Here is an 18,744-nt window from a genome sequence, read left to right as displayed (position 1 = left end):
TCCTCCTATCGTTTTGTACATCTGTCGCTCCGGATTAAGACTTTCTCTTTTTAACATCTTCATCGTTTAATTGATTTAACTCATTTATCCAAGCTTCGATTTGACCTTCTAGAAATGTCAGCAACTCTCTCATTTTCGCATCACTCGGTAAGAATGACACACCCGCTCTCGCATAAACCTCTTGAACCGAATGGGTTTGACTGAGCGCTAAAGCTGCAAGGAAGTCCTTCATCGTTTGGTCAGGATCTTTCGTATAACGGTGATACAACTGAAGAGCGGCAAGCTGCGCTATAGCATACTCAATGTAATAGAAAGGCGTCTCAAAGAGATGAATGACACTCATCCATTCGAGTCCTTTCCAATCAGGCGTTTCCGACCAATCGAGGATGTCCGTATCATAGGTCTCCCGGAGACGTGCAAAAGAAACTTGTCGTTCTTCCGGCAGATGGTCAGGGTGAGCATAGAGCCATGATTGAAAACGATCGACGATGATCGTTTGCGGCAAGAACTCTACTATCGAACGGATCTGTTCGAGTTTCGCTCGAGCAACGTCTCTTCGATCTGGAATCACTTGGTGCCACTCGTTCATCGTCAACAGCTCAAGTGACATGGCGGCGAATTCCCCTACTTCGAGCGGAATCGGTTGAAGTCCATCATACGTCTCTTTCATTGCATCGTGATGGACGGCATGCCCCATCTCGTGCATGAAAATGACGAGATCATCGAATGTCTGCATACGATTCATGAACAAGAATGATTGACGTTCGACGGGTAAATACTCACAAAATCCTCCTCCAGCTTTGTTTGAACGGGCATCGATATCGAGATGAACCGCTTGGCGCATTTCTTGTAATATGTCAGCAAAAGACGGATGAACGCTCTCAAGAATCGCTTGTGCCTTATCTAAAAATGAAGCGTCAGAACCGGTTATGCGATGATCAATCTGCGTATAGGCCGATTGCCGGACGTCCCACGGATGGAGCGCCTGTTTGCCAAGAAACGTTTGTTGCTCGAGCTGAAATTGCTGTTTAACCGGTCGGAAATAAGTTTGAACGATGCTGGCGTAATGATTGACATCCTTGCTTGAATAATCGATACGACCAAGCTCCGAAAAAGCCAATTTTTCGTAACCCGCCTGATGGCTTGCAGAAGCACGCACTTGTCGCAAGTCGACAAGTTGCGAAAATAATCGTTGAATGACGGATTCATTCGTCCGGAACGCTTCTTCAATCGATAAGAATGCTTGTTTCCGTGTCGGCTCATCTGCATCAAATAAGGCGGCATAGAGATCAGAAACCGCTTCTCCTGATTGTGTCAGCATCGTTGCCTCAATCCGAAGATACTCTTGGATGAGACGCGCTTCCTCTTCCGTTACACGCGTCGCTCTGAGTGACTGTTTCCAGAGTGCTCGCGTTCGGAGTGCGACATCGTCGCGAGAGATAAGATTCATTTTTACCGAACGTCTTAACGTATCGAGTTTGTCTGATAGCTGCTGACGTCCTTGTTCGTATGTTTTACTTGCGTCCGAGTCTGTCACGTCTTGGAGATAGGTGATTTTTTGTTTGAGTAGTGTCTCTTCGATTTGTAGAACCGAAGCGATTTGGCACGTACCATCCTCATCATGATAAAAAACATCGTTTACAGATGACTGAGATTTCATCGATGTGTTTCACATCTCCTTTCGACTTATTCTAGTATACAATTTATCCCATCGATATGATTGATTTACATATTAATGACCATCATATTATCTTTTTTGACTATTATCGTTGTCAAAAAGACAATGATAAGTTACATTATATAGGAGGTGAATCCCTATATGAAATCCAGATTAAAAGAATTACGTGCCCGTCACGGATGGAATCAGTCTGAACTGGCGCGGCGTGCAAACATTTCACGCCAGACAATCAGCTTAATCGAGCGTGAAGAATTCATGCCTTCGCTATTGATTGCTGTCAAAATTTCTCGTGTGTTTGATACGCCGTTAGAAGAAATTTTTTATTTCGATGAGGAGGAATTAATATGAAAAAAGAAGCAATCAAAGTCATCATCGCAGCACTGCTCGGTTTCATTAGTAGCTATATCGTTATGTCTGTCTTCAAACATACCAGCTTGTCAAAGTTTGAACTATCGCTCTATCTTAATTACATATTCACAGGTCTTTTCGTTATCTTGACGGTTCTTACCCTCAGTTATATCGTGCGCTATTTGCAAATTCGTCAATTGACTCGACGTCCTGTTTCTTCAGACGACGAGGATGCGATTGACGGTCAAGTGAATCGATACTATGCGGATGGCATGATGATGGTTCAGGTTTCTACTCTTCTCAGCATCGGTCTCGCATCTTTTAGCATCATCGAAAATCATTTCGGACTTCATTTATTACTAAGTGGTCTCTTTTTCATCATCAGTAGTTTTACATCCTATTATTATCTTAATCTTATGCGTCACATCTACCCAAACCGTGATTTCCCAAAGTACTCGGAAACAAACTATGTCAAAAAGCTATTTGCCGCCTCAGATGACGGAGAACGACACGTTATGTTAGAAGGTCTCATTCGTTCACAATCTTCGTTGCAACTCCTATTGATGGGTGTCATCGTCGTATTGGTCATTTATTCGTATGAAACCGGACAGTCTCAGATCTTCGCAATCAGTTTATTGATTATCGCCTTAATTTGGAGCAACGCGAAATATTTCCTTTATGTACGCAATCGCTAAAAAGGAGCATACAGTCAATCGACCGGATGCTCCTTGACATGCCTTCAAAAATCACGATGATTTTGCTGCTGATGGACGTCGTGCTGGTTCAGCGTATACTCCTGATCATCGAGCGAACAATGTTTCGACTGACTGCGCGCTGAAATGAACCAGACGACTCCACTGACGGCGAGAAAAATAGCAATGAAGATCATAGACATCTTCCTTTAGATTCCTTTTTTTACTTTATTCTTCCAACACCCTTAATTTTCCTTTACGATAAGGTAGAAGATAAAAATATATAGGGAGCGATAGGATGTTTGGTAAAGAACCGACATGCATTCATTGTGGCAAAACGATCGAAGGAAACGAAAAGGTTTATATCCAGATGCGTTATCCAAAACATCGCGGGATGACGGAAGTAAAAGCTTACTTAAAAAGCGAAGGTCGTTTCATTTGTGAGAAATGTTTCGCTGAAAAGACGGAGGCAAAGGAGTAAGCATCATGAACTTAAACGAGAGTACGATTTTAGTTACAGGAATGACCGGGACGCTCGGCTCACGTGTCGCGCGACGTTTTCTTAAAGAAGCGTGTGAAGTTCGAGGACTCTATCGTTCTCAGGAACAGGCGGATCACTATTCAACAAATGACGTTATTCCAATCATCGGTGAGCTCGGTAATCCGGCTTCGCTTCTTGCAGCACTTCAAGGCGTCGATCTCTTGATCCACTGTGCTGCCTACCTTGGGGATGACCCCGACTTAGCGGAAGAAGCAAACGTCACAGGTGTGAAACATCTCGCCGATGCTGCGACAAATGCTTGTGTCAAGCGCATCATACATATCTCGACGACTTCCGTTTACGGAGAAGTCGTGAGTGGACATTTTTCGGAAACGTCACCGCTCCTACCGTCAGAGCACGTCTACATTCATACAAAGCAGTTATCGGAACGCCTGTTACAGGAATATACACCCGATTCCGATTTAATCATTCTCCGACCTGGTTCTATTTGTGCCGAGGAACAATCCTACTGGGGTGATCGACAAGTCGAGCGGATGAAAGTGGCAGATCTCATTACTTGGGTACACCCGGAAGACGTCGTTCCGTGGATCCATGCGGATAACCTAGTCGAGATGATTGTTCTTGCTGCAACAAATGCGCAAGATGGGGACATCTTTAATGCGATTGATGTTAATCTGCCAGAAACAGATTTCCGCATGAAATTGATTGAAGCAAGTGGTAAACCATTTCAAGCACCAGATCGTCCAGCGGAACAAGCGACATTTTCGAATGATTGCATCAAGCAATTAGGGCATGTTCCATTTCGTACTCCTGAATCAACCGTTGAACTTCTAGTCAAGTCGTTTTAATAAGAAAGAGGCATCGAATCGAATGATTCAGTGCCTCTTTCTTATGATCATCTTGCTATTATCCACTTAATCCAAAGATTCCGATCGTGAACCTGTAGTTCTTTTATCGTTAAAAGGACCTGCTCTGTTCCGAGCGTTCGTTCCGCTTCAGGAACACTGCGTTTCCCGAGTGAACGATCCAGATTAAACTTCAGCCAATCCAACTTTCCTTGGACACTGATATCGATGACATGAAGCCAGTCGACATCAGGCAAACGTTGATTTATCGTATAACCAGCAAGAACTGCGTTAAATCGATCACGATCAAACGTATCGTCTTTACGTTTTGACCAATAACAGGCGGTTTCAAATACGTCGACGGCTCGATGAATCAATCCTGCAGACTCCCAGTCGATCAAGACCGGACCATTCGTTGTCCAGAGAACATTTTTCGGATCAAGATCACGATGGCTGACGATCTAGTCTTCAGGTAGTTGCAGTTTTGCTTCTTGTGCTAATCGCTCCAGTCGTTGTAGCTGTTCCTGTTCTTCGACTAGCAACTGTAGCCAGTCTGATTGGTGTCGCTTTCCTTCTTCTAGGTAATCGTTCCAATCGATTGGCATACTGGAGGTATCTGGCTTTGGAAAGCCAGTCGTCGCCACGGAATGACCATGCAATCGTCCTAATTGAACTCCGATTTGTCGTGCATGTGCCGATCGAAGCTGGTCGGTTGATAACATCTTGCCATCGACCCAATCAAACAAAAGGTAATCCGAGCCGTCAATCATCTGCACCACTTGATCGTTGACGCGACGTGCTGGTAATGCTGCTAAGTAAAGAGACGCTTGAATCGCAACGTCTTCTGACATCTTAAAGTTGTTTCGTGCTTCAGGACGTCGCATGATTTCCTGATTCAATCGTTTTAAGACATAGAATCCTGTCGTTGTCTGTAGTCGCCACGACTCATGTAGAAGACCACCCGTCAATCGGACAGGTTCGCTAATCACTTGCCCTAATAAAAAACGTTCACACATCAAATTTATGACATGTTGCATCGTATTCTCCATTTCTATCACTCCAACTGATTCGCGAAATGCTACACTAGTTCTGCATGATTTCATTGAACACGAAGGAGGGTTTTAGTATGAAACAAATTCATCACATCTGTATTCAGACGACGGATTACGTCGCGTCTAAACAATTTTATGAACAGCTCGGCTTTTCGCTCGTTCAAGAAACACCCGATTTTCATGACCGCGACTTTAACAGCTGGTTACGTCTCGGTGATTTCTACATCGAGTTACAGACACCCAAATCCGGTCAACCGTTCACCGATTACACAAAACAAGCAGCGGGTCCTGTTCATTTCGCCCTCTATGTTGACGACTTGCAAGAGGAAGTAACACGACTGGAACAACTCGGGATGCCTTTTTTACCAAAACACGGTGGCAACATCTATTTCGTCGTCAATGGACATCTGAGTAAATTAAAAGCACCGGAAGGAACGATCATTGAATTGCGTGATACGTTTGCGATCGAGGGTTGAATCGTGATCATGTCGGCTTTCATTTTCTTTATTGCTGGTTTAAGTGAGATTGGTGGCGGATATCTGATTTGGCTATGGCTAAGAGAGGGACGACCTTCGTACTTCGGTCTGATTGGTGGATTGATCCTGATTTTATATGGCATCATTGCTACGTTTCAGCAATTTCCAACATTCAGTCGCGTCTATGCAGCGTATGGTGGTGTATTCATCGTCATGTCCGTATTTTGGGGTTGGATCGTAGATCGTAAATCACCAGATTCGTATGACATGATTGGTGCTTTGATCTGTTTAATCGGCGTCAGTGTCATGCTTTTTGCTCCGCGTCACTAATTTTTAAGTACCAAGAGAGGAATGTAGCTTTTTCCTCTCTTTGTTTTATCCAATCATCGAGGAATCTTTAGCCCCTAATTCACATCTTCCGATTCACATACAGCAACGTAATCGGGAAGAGTAAGATTTGTCCTCCTAATGCCAACAACAGAGCAAATTGAATGTCTTGAAGGATTGATAAATTGACGAGAACTAAAATCAAAAAAAGATATCCGATACTTACGAGATAAGCGATATGTCCACTACGGATTTTAATCGTTCCTTGACGCTCATCATACGGTTCCGTTGGCGAGAATACCGTTCCTGTGATACGTGACGTGACACCTGCTAAAACGAGGATGATTCCGAGTGTTTTAGCCGCAGGATCCGTCATTATTAAGTACAGACCTACTCCAATTAAAATGATGTCTAGTAACACATTGACTCGCTTCATTCTGTTCCCTCCTCATTCACTCGATTCGGTATAAAGATCTCTTCAATTCGCCGTTCAAACAGATCAGCTAGTGAAAACGCGAGGTCGAGTGACGGATTATACCGCTCTTTTTCGATGGAAATGACCGTCTGACGCGACACGTTCAATCGTTTTGCCAGTTCGCCTTGCGACCAATCTCGTTCTTCGCGCATCTTCTTGACATGATTTTTCATAGTTCCACCTCGCTTGTTCCACTATATGTAAATAACGCATCACCTGTCAAGTTTCCTTTACACCTACTTCAAACGCTCCCACATGATATACCGATCGTCGCTCCCAATCTGAATCAATTCCGCTTTTTCAAGCACCCTGATCGATGCTTGATTCGTCAAATCCGTCTTTGCGAGTACAGCCTTCACTTCGGTTTGGTCGAACACCCAATCAATCAGGGCTCGGACGGCTTCCGTCGCAAAACCTCGATTGAGAAACGCTGGTAACAAACCATAACCGATTTCGACTGCTTGTCGCGAGTCTGGTTTCCCTTTGAATCCAATATCTCCGACTACCTGCCCGTCTTTTGTCATGACGAGCCAACTTCCCCAGTACAGCATCAATGGATCTGACGCGAGTAACGTCAAGTGATGCTGTACTTCAGGTCCGTTCTCGTATTGCTGTTGTTGTAAACGCGTTACGTCTGTCGCTGTGCATGGATAAATCGTCAATCGTTCTGTTTGAAGGGTTACCATCGCTTTCTCTCCTTTTCCGTTACGTCTGCCACCACTGTTGTAGATAACGTTGAACATACCAACAGACGATAAAAAAAACTCGTTGCACCAACTATACTGAAAAACACAGGAATCCCTAAGTGAATGAGCCAATACAAGACAGCTAGCAATAAAAAATGTCGCCGGTAACCCGAGTAACACACTCTTTAAAAATGTACTAAGCTCGGTCCGTTCACTTCCTTGTTTGACGAGCCAGGCGAAACTGATCAGACTAACGACCGGCAACGCGGACAATACGCCACCTAGTGACGGTGAACGACGGGCAACTTCGGTAACGAGAACGATGACCACTGCGCTTGACAATACCTTAACGAGAAAAGCAATCATCTGCAGCCTCCCGCAATAATCGAAACGCCTGTTCAATCGTCTGTTGGTCTGTTTTTGACATCGTAGCAAGCACTCGATTCAACCGTTCAGGATCAAGTTCTGTGTGACGCCGAACGATGGTATCTCCATCGTTTGTTAAATCGATCGTTACTTGACGTTGATCTTCCGGATTCCGTTTTTTTCGAAATAACCTAATTTCTCCAACTTTTTGACGTGCTCGGACGTCGTATTATGTGAGAGGCGAAATGCCTCGGCAATCTCCTTGATCGTCGGATTCGTCGCAAATTGAATGTGTTGGAGAATACGTACACTCTGGTGAGATAGGTTTTCTTTGAACCGTGACTGTAGTCGGTTGTAAATTTTTTTCAAAATCAGATGAAATCATGATGCTCCCCCTTATATCGCATAACCCGAATATATCGAAATTACGATATATAACTAGAAAAAGAGGTGTGTTTCATGAAAAAAGTTTTAGCTACTACAATGTTAATTGTTCTTTGTCTCAGTGGATGCCAGGAAGAGACGACGATTACAACGACAGACCTCATCGCGGCTGAAGCCATCGAACAAAATCAAGATGTGATCCGCTTAAATGACCGTGTTTATCGACTCGATCAATTAGTAACTGTCTCGGATCTCTCCTTAACACCTGGTCCACGTATCAAAAAAATGCGATCCGAAACGATACTCAAGGACGGCATGGCGAATCGACTTAAGAGCGGTACGGTCATCTATCAAGAAAAAGATGATACGATGTTTTTATATGTGCAGCGAAACAAGACCTGGTATCGCTATCAATCAATTCCTGAAGGATGAGGAGGAAGACAGATGCAGTATCCAACGACATTTGGCACGAAAAATGGCTACATCCACAATCCAACTTCCGCTGAAGCAATTCCTGTCCGTTATCGTACCGTGATTCGCGACGTCGTCGCCTATGTACAAACCTTATCCGCGTTTCATGGCGTGTACTTGTATGGCAGCGTTGCAAAAGGAACGGCTCGTCCCTTTGAATCCGATCTCGATTTTACACTGATTTTGACAGAACCGTTGACGGAAGAAGAACACATGCAGTTAGATGAACGGACAGAACATTGGCTGACGAATTATCCATTTGTCACCAAAATCGATTATGACATCGGTCTGCTTGGCGACGTCATACGGGATGACGAAGCACTTCGCTGGGGCGTCTGGTTGAAGTCCGTCAACTTATTTTTGGCAGGCGAAAATCTCCAAAGTCGATTTCCGTCCCTTTGTCCGACACGTGCTCTTGGCTTCGCGTTAAACGGTGGGTTATGCGAACAGTTGAAAACTGATTTATTTCTCCTAGAAACAGGTCAGATCACTCTGCTTGATTCGGATTCAATCGTGAAACGGATTGTTCGGAGCGCCTATCACCTCATCTTAGAGGAAGATCAAAGCTTCGTGCACGACCTAGAGACACTCCGTCCGATTCTACTTCATTATTTTCCGGACGAACCGCGCTTTTTGTCACTGTTCGCCGCTTACGATACGCATCAAATCATCTCGTTAGAGGATATCCATTATTTTATAGATTGGTTCACGTCTCGAATGCCAGACGAATCATTCCTTTAATCGGAACAGACCAGTCCACAGTCCGGCATGACCAAATAACACCTCTGGATTGTCGACGGCTTTCATTTCTGTTAGTTCGATGACGTCGAATGCATCGAATATGTAAAGTAATCGTTCTTTCGTGTAACCGAGTCCACCTTGAAGACTATTTTCCTGATAGACTTCCCAGTCCGTCAAGGTCGCCCCGCCCAGCGGACCGCCCGCAACAAAACACGTCAATCCGAAATATCCTCCTGGTCGTAGCATCTCTTTCAGTCGCGTCACGTAGGTCAAACGTTGATGTGGCGCCATATGGTGAAAACAGCCTGAATCGTAAATGAAATCATATGTATTCTGTTCTGTCGTCTCTAGAAAATCTTGCTTTCGAAACGCAACATGCGCTCTAGTCTGTTGTGCTTGTTCCGTTGCCCATTCTAACGCGGTTGCTGAAAGATCCAGTCCAGTCACCGAGAAATCGTGTGTTGCGAGATAGATCGCAATTCGCCCCGGTCCTGTACCGAGATCGAGTGTGTCTCCCGGCGAGATCCAACCCTGTTCGACGTAGCGAATTAAGTTCTCATCAGGATTATTCTTAAAAAAAACAGGACCGGTTTCGACCGATTTTCATAGAACTTGTCCCAAAACGGTTCTGGTTCACGCAGTCGCGCATCGAGCATCTTTAAAATATCCTCCATCGTATCAATCGTCTGTGTTTCTGTCATTGATTATTTCCCCCTGTTTTCTTCTATAATATTGTATTCGCTTTCCCTCCCTGATTCCCCTGTATTTCCTGGATGAGAATGCGCTATTTTTCTTACCTTACGATTTTGTTAGTATGTTCGCGAAATCGCTCATGCTACACTAGCCTTTAATTGAAACAACCATTCAAAAGGGAGATATTTTGCATGCGTCAACATCCGACTTCCACATCTACCTTAGCAACGGATGAGAAGATCATCCGCTTGATTCAAGGTCTTCATCAAATGCACCATTCACCTATGAAAGCTACCCATTATCAAAAGTTAGCGGCTCAACTTCCTTACCCATCACTTGAAGAAATCAATGCACGATTCGGCTCGTGGGCACACCTTTTAGAGAAAGCTGGCATCGTCAAGGCTTCTCACTTATCGACGAAAGACCGGATGACGTTGAATCGCCCGGCTGCGGTCAAACGAACGAAACGTTGGTCGATCGAAGAAAGCGTCGCCTTTTATGTCGCACAAAAAGGAACGAACATGACGATTCGCGCCTACACGGAATTACGGGATTTACATTCAGAGATGTTAAGTGCGAATACGATCATTCGTCGGTTCGGTACGTGGAAAAATGCTTTAGCACACTTCGACCTCACCTCGAACGGTTTCTTCACTGACCAAGACTGCCTAGAAGCACTTAAACAAGCGGCAGAAACTCATGGATCGCTACTGACGAGTCAACAGTATGCTAAGTGGGCACGTGCACACCAAGCACCTTCACTGACGTTGTTGATTGAACGTTTTTCAAGTTGGCGTGAAGCTTTGCGTCGTCTCGACATCGAATAAAAAGGATCGTGCCCGCTGATTGATTCGACGGGACACGATCCTTTTTGATTATTGTTTTGGCAATCGTAAGAGCTCATGATCCGCTCCTTCAGCGCATTGACGTAACGTATAGACCGACTGTTCCTTCTCGCTTGTCTTGACGAGTCGCTTACAGACTTCGTTTTTACGATCATCGTCTGTTGTACCGAACTGATCACGTGATGAATCAGACGAATACTGATACGTCTTGCCGCCATACTCGACGTCATACACAATCGGATCTCCCTCGGTCGTGTAGGCTGTGATGCGAATCTGATCTGATTTTCCTTGCTTCGACTTATTCAAAAAAGACTCGAATCGGTCGCTGTTCGTAACACCATTCTGGACGATGATGTCGCCGTTCTCCTTTGCCTCTTCCATCGTGTACTTTCCGCAACCTACTAAGAATAGGATGCATAAAGCCAAACCGATCTTCCGCACCAAAACATCGACTCCTTCTTACTGTTTCGTCAATAGGTGATCTAGGCGATACAGTTGCGACGTAAAGCCCTCCTTCATCCCCATACCCAGTACTTCTTGCACGGCTTCTTCCGTTTCATAGGTCGACTCGAAGACGATTAACGTCGTTTGCCCGTGATCGAGGAATGTCGTGACATTCTCGCTTCCTGGTAAATTTTCAGAGATAGCTCCTGACGCGTCCGAGAAATAATCGGCATGACTATAGGTGTTCGGGACATCGATATGTCTAAAAATTGCTTTCCCCCACGACTCCATGCCATAAAAATCACCTTGTGTCGGATCGACACACCGCATGCAATATTGCCAAACGCCATCCGGTTGAAACTCGAACGTCTTGATTATCGTCTCCCAGCCTTCTGGTCCCCACCAGGCTTCAAGCTGTTCTTTTTCCGTGAAGGTGGCAAAGACGCTATCTCGTGGCGCCTCACAAACCCATTCCATTCGTAGCGTCTTCCCCTCAATCGAAGTCTTCAATTCCTTTTTCATTCGTCTCGTCTCCCTTCGTGGATGATTGTATCCGCTGCAAATGTTCATCTAGACGATACATGCGTTCTTCCATCTGAGCCAGTGTGTTACTCCACGTGACAAGTTCTTGAAAAGCTTCTGGGCGAAGGCTATACAAACGACGATTCGCCTGTCGCTTGACAGTGATTAGTTCTGCATCAAGCAACAGCTTTAAATGCTTCGAGGTTTGCGGTTGGCGTAAGTGTAGTTGATCGGCTAACTCATTGACGGAGCGAGGACCATTTCGTAATGTTTCGATGAGTTGGAGTCGTATTGGATCGCCGAGTGCCGAAAATCGTGCGGACATCCGCTCGTTCATATCCGTTCACCTCTTTATTTTATATATTCCCAATTTAGAATATTCCAAACTAAGAATATAAAAAATGCAAAATGATTGTCAGACGGGTTCAAATAACGTACGTTCTAGACAACCTGTATGAAAAGAGCGTGAACCAATGAAAACCGAATGGATGGAAGCATTTCTCGTCACTGCAGAAACCGGAAGCCTGACGAAAGCAAGCGAAGTACTGCATATGACGCAACCAGCATTAAGCAAACAAATCAAAAGTCTTGAGAATGCACTCGAAGTTTCACTGTTACACCGTTCTGCACATGGTGTCACGTTGACGACAGCTGGGGAAATCGTCTTTGAAGAAAGCCGTGAATTGCTTGACCGGATCGATCAGATGAAACGACGGATTGGTACGATCAATGAACGGACGACATTGACGCTCGGATCATGGCCAAGCGTGGCGATGACATATCTTCCTCGTCACGTCTCGCGTCAAGCGACGGCACCAAACCTCAAGTTGAAGACGGCGCATACGACGATCGATTTGATGCAAGGTCTTGAAGAACGCCGATACGATGCCGTCTTACTCGACGATCGTCATCATGTCCATCCGTACCATACGACGCATTTATATACGGAGAATTTTTTGCTTTACGTGCATCAAGATGATGAACGATTTATAGGCTGTACGTCGGTTGCGTTTGATCAAATTCGAGATGCATCTTTCTTATCGCTCCCGATTGATTGCGATTCGACGAACATCCTAAAAGACGCGTTCATCGAACGAGGTGCCGTCTATCAGGCAGAAAACGAGATGGAATTCGGATCGAGCGTCCTCGGTTTCATTCGCGCCGGGCTCGGCATCGCCCTGTTACCGGAGATTTTTCAAGACGGACTATCCCCTGAAATCAAGACGTTACCGGTTGATGGGTTTGATGTCGTCCGCGAATTGTCACTCGTCTCACGAGACGCTTCCCATCATGCCATCTTACTTGATTTACTCGGTCAGTCGCGTTGAAGATGCACTTGTAGTTCATTCCTTAGATCATCGACCTGATCTTGCGAAATCTCTGAATCCGGTGTCTCGCCGTAACGGACGAGATGATAGATCGACGGATCGAGCGTGACATCAATCCGTTGTAACCATTCGCCGACCGTCTCTTCAGAGCGGCGGCGTTTTTGTCTTGTCAGCTGCCGATCGAATGTTTGTAAAAGCCGGCGAATCTCTGACTCTGTTTCTTCACCGACAAACGTTTGGCGTGTCGAACGATTCTGTGTAAACACTGGAGGCGGATCCATGAGATCGTCGACTACACTCTCCTGTTTGCGCCGTTTTCGTAAACGCTTCAAGAAGTAGCGCACACTGAAGAGAACAATCAGTAGTATGACAAGACCGACGACGCCGTAAAAGGTGGCAACTCCTAATGCATCCTTATCCACAAACCCCTCATTTCGTACATCCATTTTTTGTTTGGTCGGTTCCCCTTTTTCTTTTCCGTTCCCATCAACTATGAGTCGGGATTGATAGGTTGCTGGATCATAAAAGAAATAACGGTAAACTTCCGTACCGACCAATTGAATCGCAGCAAGACTCACGAGTGCCATACATAATGTCATAACTAAACCACGCTTCATCCTATCCCTCCTTTTCAATATTTTACCATCTATACTGTACCACGAAGTGATTTTTCTTTCTTTTCAGTCAATTTTTCATTAGAGTAAGTGATAACTCTCATTTAAAGGACGTGACATCATGTATCTTCCAAGTTTTTCGTTGACCGATCAGACATTTCTTATCACAGGAGCTGGTCGAGGCATCGGACGGGCACTTGCCATCGGGATGGCAGAAGCCGGTGCCGACCTTATTCTCGTTGCCCGTACGGAACGCGACTTAAAGGAAACAGCACAAGCAATCGAACGACTTGGTCAAAAAGCTTACGTTTTCCCGTGCGACATCACTGATCGGAAACAAGTCGTCGAGACGGTAGCTCGTGCCTACGAACAAGTACCGCAGATCGATGGGCTCGTCAACAACGCCGGGATGAACATTCGCTCGAAGGCACTTGATGTAACAGAAGACGAGTGGGAAACAATCCAACAGACCAATCTGAAATCCGCCTTCTTCTTCGCTCAAGAAATTGGGAAACGGATGCAAGAGACAGGTGGAAGTATTCTGAACATCGCCTCCGTCGCGGGCCACGTCGCCTTACGGACCGGTGTCGTGTATGCGACGACGAAAGCGGCAATGATTCAGATGACGAAGGTGTTAGCCCTTGAGTGGGGACCACGAAACATTCGTGTCAACGCAATCGGACCGTGGTATTTTAAAACACCGCTGACGAAACCCTTACTTAAAGATCCTACATATCTGCAGGAGATCGTTGACGTGACACCGCTCGGTCGGGTCGGTGAATTAGAAGAACTGGTTGGACCAGCTGTCTTCTTATCGTCTGCTGCAGCCCGTTACGTGACCGGGCAAACGCTTTATGTCGATGGTGGGATGACGATTAAAGGTTTTTAAAGACAGAAGAAGACGGATGCGCATCTGCCCATCCGTCTTCTCATATCTGAAAGGAGTTTCATCATGCCAAAACGGATTGCACTCGTAGCTGGCGCCTCCCGTGGCGCCGGACGTGGCATCGCTTATGCTTTAGGTGACGCTGAAACGATTGTCTACGTCACCGGGCGGAGTACGAACGAACAGACAACGAACAACCGTAGAGAGACGATCGAAGAGACAGTTGCTGGTGTCACAGCACGCGGCGGACTTGGCATCCCGGTCGTTTGTGACCATACAAGTCTTGATGATATCGATCGTCTCATTCAGCAGATCCAACATCAACATGGTCGAATCGATCTCCTCATCAATTGTGTATTCGGTGGTTCGGAAAGCCACTTGCCATCCGGAACCGGACGACGGTTTTGGGAGCGACCACCGGAACATTGGGACGCGATGATGTCTGCCGGACCAAAAGCGTATTTGTGGACGATTCGGGCTGCGATGCCATTACTGCAACAGAGTCCAGCCGCGCTCGTCATCAATCTGACGTCATTCACATCAGATCAGGTGGCAGGAAACCTCTATTATGATTTGGCGATGCAAACGATTAATCGAATGACACACGTCATGGCGCAGGAGTTAGCTCAGACGACCATTTCTGTCATCGCGCTCTGCTCCGGTTTCATGCGAACGGAACGGGTCGTCGATGCTGGATTCGCGAGTGCCGCGACAGAATCGACGACCTATATCGGACGAGCCGTTGCAGCGCTGATGGCGGATGACGCCGTTAGCCGTTATTCTGGACAAGCCATCTTCGTTGCCGATCTCGCGAAGACCTATCACTTTACGGATCAGGACGGAACGCAGTCACTACCGTTTTAATTGCTTTACTCGATGGATTAACTAGTTTTCAATCACTCACTTCCGTTCCGGTCGTGCTGGATCAAAGACCTCTTTCGCATTAAAGAATGAATCAAGGACGCTCGTCTTTCCAGCAACGGCTTGACGTAAACGAATCCCATCAACGTTGATTCGGGCTTGACGGAAGTAGTCGGGTCCAACTTGTTTCCACGCATGTTGACTCGCATCCACATTGAAGAAATAACGGAACCCGCTATCGATGAGCAAACGATATTTCTCACCCGAATACTCATACCAATCCCCGACATCACTGCCGTACGGATAAATCAGTTGCGTCGTTTTTCCGATCAATGGTTCTACGTCCTGTTTGTAGCGTTTAAGATCCGTGCGGATCGTAGGAACTGACTCTTTTCCGACCCAAATATGTCCGTACGTATGACTCGCGAATTGCCAGCCGTCCTGTTTTAACGCGACAGCGGTCTGTTTCGCTTGTTTTCGTGCCGTTTCGACCTGTTTATTATGCCCGTATTGATTGTAAGAAGAACGATACCCGAGCACTCCGTTATAACCTGTGATACCGAGCAACCCTTTTGCTCCTTTATAGGAAAAGTCAGGATGCGACTGGACGAACGCATCGACGATTGGTACGAGATCATAGGCACCATCCGGCTTTCCGACCATCGTGTTGACGATTTTGCCATCCTTTACTTTTAAATTCTTCGCAAATCCGTCGCCTTTCATGTATTCGTAATAATTGACATCATCCTGCGAGAGAACGAGCGGTTGTTTTCCTTTTGGTAAACGGACGGGTGTCTCGACGATCTTCCCGTTCACCTCTTTTGCTAAGTCTGTTGGTCGGACGAGTACGTAATCGTTTTTATACAACGCATCTAAAATCCGTTCGAATTCCTGTTGCGTCACCATGTAATCATCGTACCCCGCTTCCTTCCGGTCACCGTCAAATGATTGTTTTGAATCAGCAATCAGTGAATGGAAGAAGAGATGCGGCACAGGTTTTTTCACAGGCAGGAGCGTCTGCTTTTTCTGTTCATATTCTTCTGTTTTCTGTTCCGTCTCTTTTGTACGAACGGGTTGTAACACCTTGATCGCCCGGTCATAATCGTACTGGGCAGCGTAACGATCCGCACGCTGCATCGTCTTTTCTATGTAGGCTTGTTGTGAAGCTTGTCTTTTTTGCTGTGTCTCGCGTGGTTTTTCCGACTTTTTATCAACGACTTCCTTTTCCCCACATCCACTTAGCAGTAGGCTCAGCGCCAAACCACAAATAACCCAGTTGCGTTTCATGACTTTCGACCCCTTTATCAATTTTGACATTTTCATTCCCCATTTATTGTAACTGTTCCCGATTATTCAGTCGATTAACTATTTTTTGAGTCATTCCGTTTCGTTATGACTGTCCATCCAAAGCGGAACTTCCGTTCACTCGTCTTGAGGTGTTTAATAAAGAACGTAACGAAATTCACGGAGGTGCAACAAGATGATTGAAAAGAACTTAATTAATGGGGAATGGTACGATAAGTCAGAAACGATTCCGGTCTATGACCCAGCAACGAAAACGTTGCTCGGACATGTTCCGGCAAGTTCAGCGGAAGACGCACAACGTTCCGTTGATGCAGCGAGCGAAGCATTCGTCAAGTGGTCAAACGAAACCGCAGACATACGTGCGAATTTAGTCGACGCCTGGTATCGCTTGATCAATGAACACCGCGAGGAACTCGCCCGAATCATGACGACGGAACAAGGGAAACCGTATGTCGAAGCGCTCGGTGAAGTCGATTACGGCAATCAATATGTCCGTTGGTACGCTGAAGAAGCACGTCGGATTTACGGTGAAACGATTCCGGCTTCCGTTCCAGGAAAGCGACTGTTCGTCGAAAAAGAACCGGTTGGTGTCGTTGCAGCAATCACACCGTGGAACTTCCCGGCAGCGATGATCACACGTAAACTCGCACCGGCTCTTGCAGCGGGTTGTACGATCGTCCTTAAACCATCGGAAGAGACACCGTTTACGGCACTTCGCCTCGTTGAACTAGCAGAAGAAGCAGGTATCCCCAAAGGTGTCATCAACGTGCTAACAGGTGATGCAGCAACCATTAGTGGCGTCTGGCAAGCAGATTCCCGTGTTCGCAAAATCACGTTCACAGGTTCAACAGCCGTCGGGAAATTGATCATGCGCCAAGCAGCCGATACGATGAAAAAATTGTCACTTGAACTCGGTGGTCATGCGCCATTCATCGTCACTGAAAACGCAGATCTCGACAAAGCCGTCGAAGGTGCGATGCGCTCGAAATTCCGCAACGGTGGTCAAGCGTGTGTCGCAACGAATCGTTTCTACGTGCAAGCATCGGTTCTTGACGCATTCACAGAAAAGTTCACAGCTGCCGTCAAACAATTACAAGTCGGTAACGGCATGGACGCTGATTCGACAGTCGGTCCATTGATTAATGCGAAAGCCGTCGCGAAAGTCAAAGCACACATCGATGACGCTGTCGCAAAAGGGGCAACAATTTTGACAGGTGGTACGATTGACGAAACAGTCGGCTATTTCGTTACACCAACGGTACTTGCCAATGTCACGGAAGACATGCTCTGCATGCAGGAAGAAACGTTTGGTCCGCTCGCACCGATCTCTGTTTTTGAGACGCTTGATGAAGTCATCGAACGGGCGAACAACACACCATATGGACTGGCAGCTTACGCGTTCTCAGAACGCATCGATGAAGCGTTGCTACTCGGAAAACGACTCGAATACGGAATCGTTGGTCTGAACGATGGCGCACCATCTGCTGCACAAGCTCCATTTGGTGGCTATAAAGAGAGTGGTCTTGGCCGCGAAGGTGGCGTCTACGGCATCGAAGATTATCTCGAGGTCAAATACTTGTCACTCGGTTAATCGATTAAAAATTTCGCTTGAAACAAACGATCTTTGCTCATAGGTCACCCCTCATTTCTATATCGAAATGAGGGTTTTTGTACGGCTGATGCTTGCATACGACATTTAAGGTATGATTGACATCGAACAATTTTAGGGGAAAGGAGCTACGGAAAAATGGATGTCATCACTTTCGGGCAGAAAGTACAGAATCAACACTACATCACGAGATCTGCTGTTTATGCGGTCTTGCGTGACTCTCAAACAGGTAAAATCGCCGTCATTCAAAAAAGGGACGGTAAGTTGTTTCTTCCAGGTGGCGGTATCGAGGACTATGAGACGCATGAAGACTGTCTTAAAAGAGAGATAGTAGAAGAAACAGGGATGGACGTCGAAATCGTTGATTTTATCGGACGAGCCAATCAACATTTCTATTCACAAAATGAAACGGCATATTATTTGAACGAAGGGCAGTTCTATCGTTGCGATGCTGGGCAGAAAGTACAAGATCCGATCGAGGATGATCATGTCTTACAATGGATCGATCCGGCTGATGCAATCAAACATCTATTTCATGAACATCAAAGATGGGCTGTTCAGAATGTACTAAAGAAAAAATATGAAAGTGTGTAG

General features: G+C 45.9%; 25 protein-coding genes and 2 pseudogenes. 14 read left to right on the top strand and 13 right to left on the bottom strand.

The window, feature by feature from the left end:
* Positions 1-34: 34 nt before the first annotated feature.
* Entirely contained in the window at positions 35-1,660 is a 1,626-nt protein-coding gene (locus Q9R23_RS04845; protein WP_311246522.1) for a M3 family metallopeptidase, read from the bottom strand.
* 159 nt (positions 1,661-1,819) lie between these two features.
* Here Q9R23_RS04845 and Q9R23_RS04840 point away from each other — a divergent pair, with 159 nt between their 5' ends.
* Positions 1,820-2,026, top strand: a complete 207-nt coding sequence (locus Q9R23_RS04840) for a helix-turn-helix transcriptional regulator (protein ID WP_035407684.1) — start codon at positions 1,820-1,822, stop codon at positions 2,024-2,026.
* Entirely contained in the window at positions 2,023-2,721 is a 699-nt protein-coding gene (locus Q9R23_RS04835) for a DUF3169 family protein (RefSeq protein ID WP_311246521.1), read from the top strand. Before Q9R23_RS04840 ends, Q9R23_RS04835 begins: the two co-directional genes overlap by 4 nt.
* Positions 2,722-2,765: 44 nt before the next feature.
* Here Q9R23_RS04835 and Q9R23_RS04830 read toward each other — a convergent pair whose 3' ends face one another.
* Complete coding sequence (locus tag Q9R23_RS04830; RefSeq protein WP_311246520.1) at positions 2,766-2,915, bottom strand: hypothetical protein; 150 nt, start codon at positions 2,913-2,915, stop codon at positions 2,766-2,768.
* Between the two features lie 101 nt (positions 2,916-3,016).
* Between Q9R23_RS04830 and Q9R23_RS04825 the strand changes: the two genes are divergently transcribed.
* Entirely contained in the window at positions 3,017-3,199 is a 183-nt protein-coding gene (locus Q9R23_RS04825) for a Fe3+ hydroxamate ABC transporter substrate-binding protein (protein ID WP_311246519.1), read from the top strand.
* Between the two features lie 5 nt (positions 3,200-3,204).
* Positions 3,205-4,068 (top strand): NAD-dependent epimerase/dehydratase family protein, encoded by an 864-nt coding sequence (locus tag Q9R23_RS04820; RefSeq protein ID WP_311246518.1) that lies wholly within the window; start codon positions 3,205-3,207, stop codon positions 4,066-4,068.
* A gap of 47 nt (positions 4,069-4,115) precedes the next feature.
* Here the strand turns inward: Q9R23_RS04820 and Q9R23_RS04815 are convergent.
* Positions 4,116-5,081 (bottom strand): annotated as a pseudogene (locus Q9R23_RS04815) (phosphotransferase).
* A 110-nt stretch (positions 5,082-5,191) separates the two neighbouring features.
* Here Q9R23_RS04815 and Q9R23_RS04810 point away from each other — a divergent pair.
* Complete coding sequence (locus Q9R23_RS04810) at positions 5,192-5,593, top strand: VOC family protein (RefSeq protein WP_214854090.1); 402 nt, start codon at positions 5,192-5,194, stop codon at positions 5,591-5,593.
* A 9-nt stretch (positions 5,594-5,602) separates the two neighbouring features.
* Positions 5,603-5,923, top strand: coding sequence for a YnfA family protein (locus Q9R23_RS04805; RefSeq protein WP_396136353.1), 321 nt, complete (start codon positions 5,603-5,605; stop codon positions 5,921-5,923).
* Positions 5,924-6,002: 79 nt separating this feature from the next.
* On the opposite strand, the gene Q9R23_RS04800 is transcribed toward Q9R23_RS04805, so the two are convergent.
* The 4 genes from Q9R23_RS04800 to Q9R23_RS15900 form a co-directional block, all read right to left on the bottom strand.
* A complete protein-coding gene (locus tag Q9R23_RS04800; protein WP_311246516.1) occupies positions 6,003-6,356 on the bottom strand; it encodes a DUF2178 domain-containing protein in 354 nt (117 codons plus the stop codon).
* A complete protein-coding gene (locus tag Q9R23_RS04795) occupies positions 6,353-6,568 on the bottom strand; it encodes a helix-turn-helix transcriptional regulator (RefSeq protein ID WP_311246515.1) in 216 nt (71 codons plus the stop codon). The genes Q9R23_RS04800 and Q9R23_RS04795 overlap by 4 nt, the downstream gene beginning before the upstream one ends.
* 63 nt (positions 6,569-6,631) lie before the next feature.
* On the bottom strand, positions 6,632-7,447 hold the full coding sequence (locus tag Q9R23_RS04790; RefSeq protein WP_311246514.1) for a GNAT family N-acetyltransferase: 816 nt from the start codon (positions 7,445-7,447) through the stop codon (positions 6,632-6,634).
* A gap of 147 nt (positions 7,448-7,594) precedes the next feature.
* The gene (locus Q9R23_RS15900) at positions 7,595-7,816 is read right to left on the bottom strand and encodes a MarR family transcriptional regulator (RefSeq protein WP_396136352.1); all 222 of its coding nucleotides are present in this window, start codon (positions 7,814-7,816) and stop codon (positions 7,595-7,597) included.
* A gap of 90 nt (positions 7,817-7,906) precedes the next feature.
* On the opposite strand from Q9R23_RS15900, the gene Q9R23_RS04785 reads away from it, so the two are divergent.
* Positions 7,907-8,263 (top strand): hypothetical protein, encoded by a 357-nt coding sequence (locus Q9R23_RS04785; protein WP_290783631.1) that lies wholly within the window; start codon positions 7,907-7,909, stop codon positions 8,261-8,263.
* Positions 8,264-8,275: 12 nt separating this feature from the next.
* A complete protein-coding gene (locus tag Q9R23_RS04780) occupies positions 8,276-9,043 on the top strand; it encodes a nucleotidyltransferase domain-containing protein (RefSeq protein ID WP_311246513.1) in 768 nt (255 codons plus the stop codon).
* Here Q9R23_RS04780 and Q9R23_RS04775 read toward each other — a convergent pair.
* A pseudogene (locus Q9R23_RS04775) lies at positions 9,032-9,744 on the bottom strand (SAM-dependent methyltransferase). The gene Q9R23_RS04780 and the pseudogene Q9R23_RS04775 sit on opposite strands and share 12 nt — an antisense overlap.
* A gap of 183 nt (positions 9,745-9,927) precedes the next feature.
* Between Q9R23_RS04775 and Q9R23_RS04770 the strand changes: the two are divergent.
* Positions 9,928-10,563 (top strand): homing endonuclease associated repeat-containing protein, encoded by a 636-nt coding sequence (locus Q9R23_RS04770; protein WP_311246512.1) that lies wholly within the window; start codon positions 9,928-9,930, stop codon positions 10,561-10,563.
* A gap of 48 nt (positions 10,564-10,611) precedes the next feature.
* On the opposite strand, the gene Q9R23_RS04765 is transcribed toward Q9R23_RS04770, so the two are convergent.
* From Q9R23_RS04765 to Q9R23_RS04755, 3 genes are read right to left on the bottom strand one after another with little or no spacing between them, the layout of a single operon-like run.
* Entirely contained in the window at positions 10,612-11,022 is a 411-nt protein-coding gene (locus Q9R23_RS04765; RefSeq protein ID WP_311246511.1) for a DUF4362 domain-containing protein, read from the bottom strand.
* A gap of 18 nt (positions 11,023-11,040) precedes the next feature.
* The gene (locus Q9R23_RS04760; protein WP_311246510.1) at positions 11,041-11,547 is read right to left on the bottom strand and encodes an SRPBCC family protein; all 507 of its coding nucleotides are present in this window, start codon (positions 11,545-11,547) and stop codon (positions 11,041-11,043) included.
* Positions 11,519-11,884 (bottom strand): ArsR/SmtB family transcription factor, encoded by a 366-nt coding sequence (locus Q9R23_RS04755; RefSeq protein WP_311246509.1) that lies wholly within the window; start codon positions 11,882-11,884, stop codon positions 11,519-11,521. The genes Q9R23_RS04760 and Q9R23_RS04755 overlap by 29 nt, the downstream gene beginning before the upstream one ends.
* A gap of 136 nt (positions 11,885-12,020) precedes the next feature.
* Between Q9R23_RS04755 and Q9R23_RS04750 the strand changes: the two genes are divergently transcribed.
* Entirely contained in the window at positions 12,021-12,875 is an 855-nt protein-coding gene (locus Q9R23_RS04750) for a LysR family transcriptional regulator (RefSeq protein WP_311246508.1), read from the top strand.
* Here Q9R23_RS04750 and Q9R23_RS04745 read toward each other — a convergent pair.
* Complete coding sequence (locus tag Q9R23_RS04745; protein WP_311246507.1) at positions 12,863-13,492, bottom strand: hypothetical protein; 630 nt, start codon at positions 13,490-13,492, stop codon at positions 12,863-12,865. The genes Q9R23_RS04750 and Q9R23_RS04745 overlap by 13 nt on opposite strands.
* Positions 13,493-13,610: 118 nt before the next feature.
* Here Q9R23_RS04745 and Q9R23_RS04740 point away from each other — a divergent pair, with 118 nt between their 5' ends.
* Both Q9R23_RS04740 and Q9R23_RS04735 read left to right on the top strand, forming a co-directional pair.
* Positions 13,611-14,378, top strand: coding sequence for an SDR family NAD(P)-dependent oxidoreductase (locus Q9R23_RS04740; protein ID WP_311246506.1), 768 nt, complete (start codon positions 13,611-13,613; stop codon positions 14,376-14,378).
* 63 nt (positions 14,379-14,441) lie between these two features.
* Positions 14,442-15,239 (top strand): SDR family NAD(P)-dependent oxidoreductase, encoded by a 798-nt coding sequence (locus tag Q9R23_RS04735; RefSeq protein ID WP_311246505.1) that lies wholly within the window; start codon positions 14,442-14,444, stop codon positions 15,237-15,239.
* A 36-nt stretch (positions 15,240-15,275) separates the two neighbouring features.
* Here Q9R23_RS04735 and Q9R23_RS04730 read toward each other — a convergent pair whose 3' ends face one another.
* Positions 15,276-16,523, bottom strand: coding sequence for a polysaccharide deacetylase family protein (locus Q9R23_RS04730; protein ID WP_311246504.1), 1,248 nt, complete (start codon positions 16,521-16,523; stop codon positions 15,276-15,278).
* 193 nt (positions 16,524-16,716) lie between these two features.
* Here Q9R23_RS04730 and Q9R23_RS04725 point away from each other — a divergent pair, with 193 nt between their 5' ends.
* Positions 16,717-18,132, top strand: coding sequence for an NAD-dependent succinate-semialdehyde dehydrogenase (locus Q9R23_RS04725; RefSeq protein ID WP_311246503.1), 1,416 nt, complete (start codon positions 16,717-16,719; stop codon positions 18,130-18,132).
* A 156-nt stretch (positions 18,133-18,288) separates the two neighbouring features.
* Positions 18,289-18,744 (top strand): NUDIX hydrolase, encoded by a 456-nt coding sequence (locus Q9R23_RS04720; RefSeq protein ID WP_311246502.1) that lies wholly within the window; start codon positions 18,289-18,291, stop codon positions 18,742-18,744.

The organism is Exiguobacterium sp. BRG2 (genome assembly GCF_031844245.1).
Classification (GTDB): Bacteria; Bacillota; Bacilli; order Exiguobacteriales; family Exiguobacteriaceae; genus Exiguobacterium_A.
Note: the sequence above shows the minus strand (reverse complement) of the source record. Positions and strands in the feature narration are given on the sequence as shown.

Bases quoted from the DNA above. Each gene is read 5' to 3' on its own strand.
- Q9R23_RS04845 (WP_311246522.1), bottom strand. From the start codon at position 1,660: ATGAAATCTCAGTCATCTGTAAACGATGTTTTTTATCATGATGAGGAT.
- Q9R23_RS04840 (WP_035407684.1), top strand. From the start codon at position 1,820: ATGAAATCCAGATTAAAAGAATTACGTGCCCGTCACGGATGGAATCAG.
- Q9R23_RS04835 (WP_311246521.1), top strand. From the start codon at position 2,023: ATGAAAAAAGAAGCAATCAAAGTCATCATCGCAGCACTGCTCGGTTTC.
- Q9R23_RS04830 (WP_311246520.1), bottom strand. From the start codon at position 2,915: ATGATCTTCATTGCTATTTTTCTCGCCGTCAGTGGAGTCGTCTGGTTC.
- Q9R23_RS04825 (WP_311246519.1), top strand. From the start codon at position 3,017: ATGTTTGGTAAAGAACCGACATGCATTCATTGTGGCAAAACGATCGAA.
- Q9R23_RS04820 (WP_311246518.1), top strand. From the start codon at position 3,205: ATGAACTTAAACGAGAGTACGATTTTAGTTACAGGAATGACCGGGACG.
- Q9R23_RS04810 (WP_214854090.1), top strand. From the start codon at position 5,192: ATGAAACAAATTCATCACATCTGTATTCAGACGACGGATTACGTCGCG.
- Q9R23_RS04805 (WP_396136353.1), top strand. From the start codon at position 5,603: ATGTCGGCTTTCATTTTCTTTATTGCTGGTTTAAGTGAGATTGGTGGC.
- Q9R23_RS04800 (WP_311246516.1), bottom strand. From the start codon at position 6,356: ATGAAGCGAGTCAATGTGTTACTAGACATCATTTTAATTGGAGTAGGT.
- Q9R23_RS04795 (WP_311246515.1), bottom strand. From the start codon at position 6,568: ATGAAAAATCATGTCAAGAAGATGCGCGAAGAACGAGATTGGTCGCAA.
- Q9R23_RS04790 (WP_311246514.1), bottom strand. From the start codon at position 7,447: ATGATTGCTTTTCTCGTTAAGGTATTGTCAAGCGCAGTGGTCATCGTT.
- Q9R23_RS04785 (WP_290783631.1), top strand. From the start codon at position 7,907: ATGAAAAAAGTTTTAGCTACTACAATGTTAATTGTTCTTTGTCTCAGT.
- Q9R23_RS04780 (WP_311246513.1), top strand. From the start codon at position 8,276: ATGCAGTATCCAACGACATTTGGCACGAAAAATGGCTACATCCACAAT.
- Q9R23_RS04770 (WP_311246512.1), top strand. From the start codon at position 9,928: ATGCGTCAACATCCGACTTCCACATCTACCTTAGCAACGGATGAGAAG.
- Q9R23_RS04760 (WP_311246510.1), bottom strand. From the start codon at position 11,547: ATGAAAAAGGAATTGAAGACTTCGATTGAGGGGAAGACGCTACGAATG.
- Q9R23_RS04755 (WP_311246509.1), bottom strand. From the start codon at position 11,884: ATGAACGAGCGGATGTCCGCACGATTTTCGGCACTCGGCGATCCAATA.
- Q9R23_RS04750 (WP_311246508.1), top strand. From the start codon at position 12,021: ATGAAAACCGAATGGATGGAAGCATTTCTCGTCACTGCAGAAACCGGA.
- Q9R23_RS04745 (WP_311246507.1), bottom strand. From the start codon at position 13,492: ATGAAGCGTGGTTTAGTTATGACATTATGTATGGCACTCGTGAGTCTT.
- Q9R23_RS04740 (WP_311246506.1), top strand. From the start codon at position 13,611: ATGTATCTTCCAAGTTTTTCGTTGACCGATCAGACATTTCTTATCACA.
- Q9R23_RS04735 (WP_311246505.1), top strand. From the start codon at position 14,442: ATGCCAAAACGGATTGCACTCGTAGCTGGCGCCTCCCGTGGCGCCGGA.
- Q9R23_RS04730 (WP_311246504.1), bottom strand. From the start codon at position 16,523: ATGAAACGCAACTGGGTTATTTGTGGTTTGGCGCTGAGCCTACTGCTA.
- Q9R23_RS04725 (WP_311246503.1), top strand. From the start codon at position 16,717: ATGATTGAAAAGAACTTAATTAATGGGGAATGGTACGATAAGTCAGAA.
- Q9R23_RS04720 (WP_311246502.1), top strand. From the start codon at position 18,289: ATGGATGTCATCACTTTCGGGCAGAAAGTACAGAATCAACACTACATC.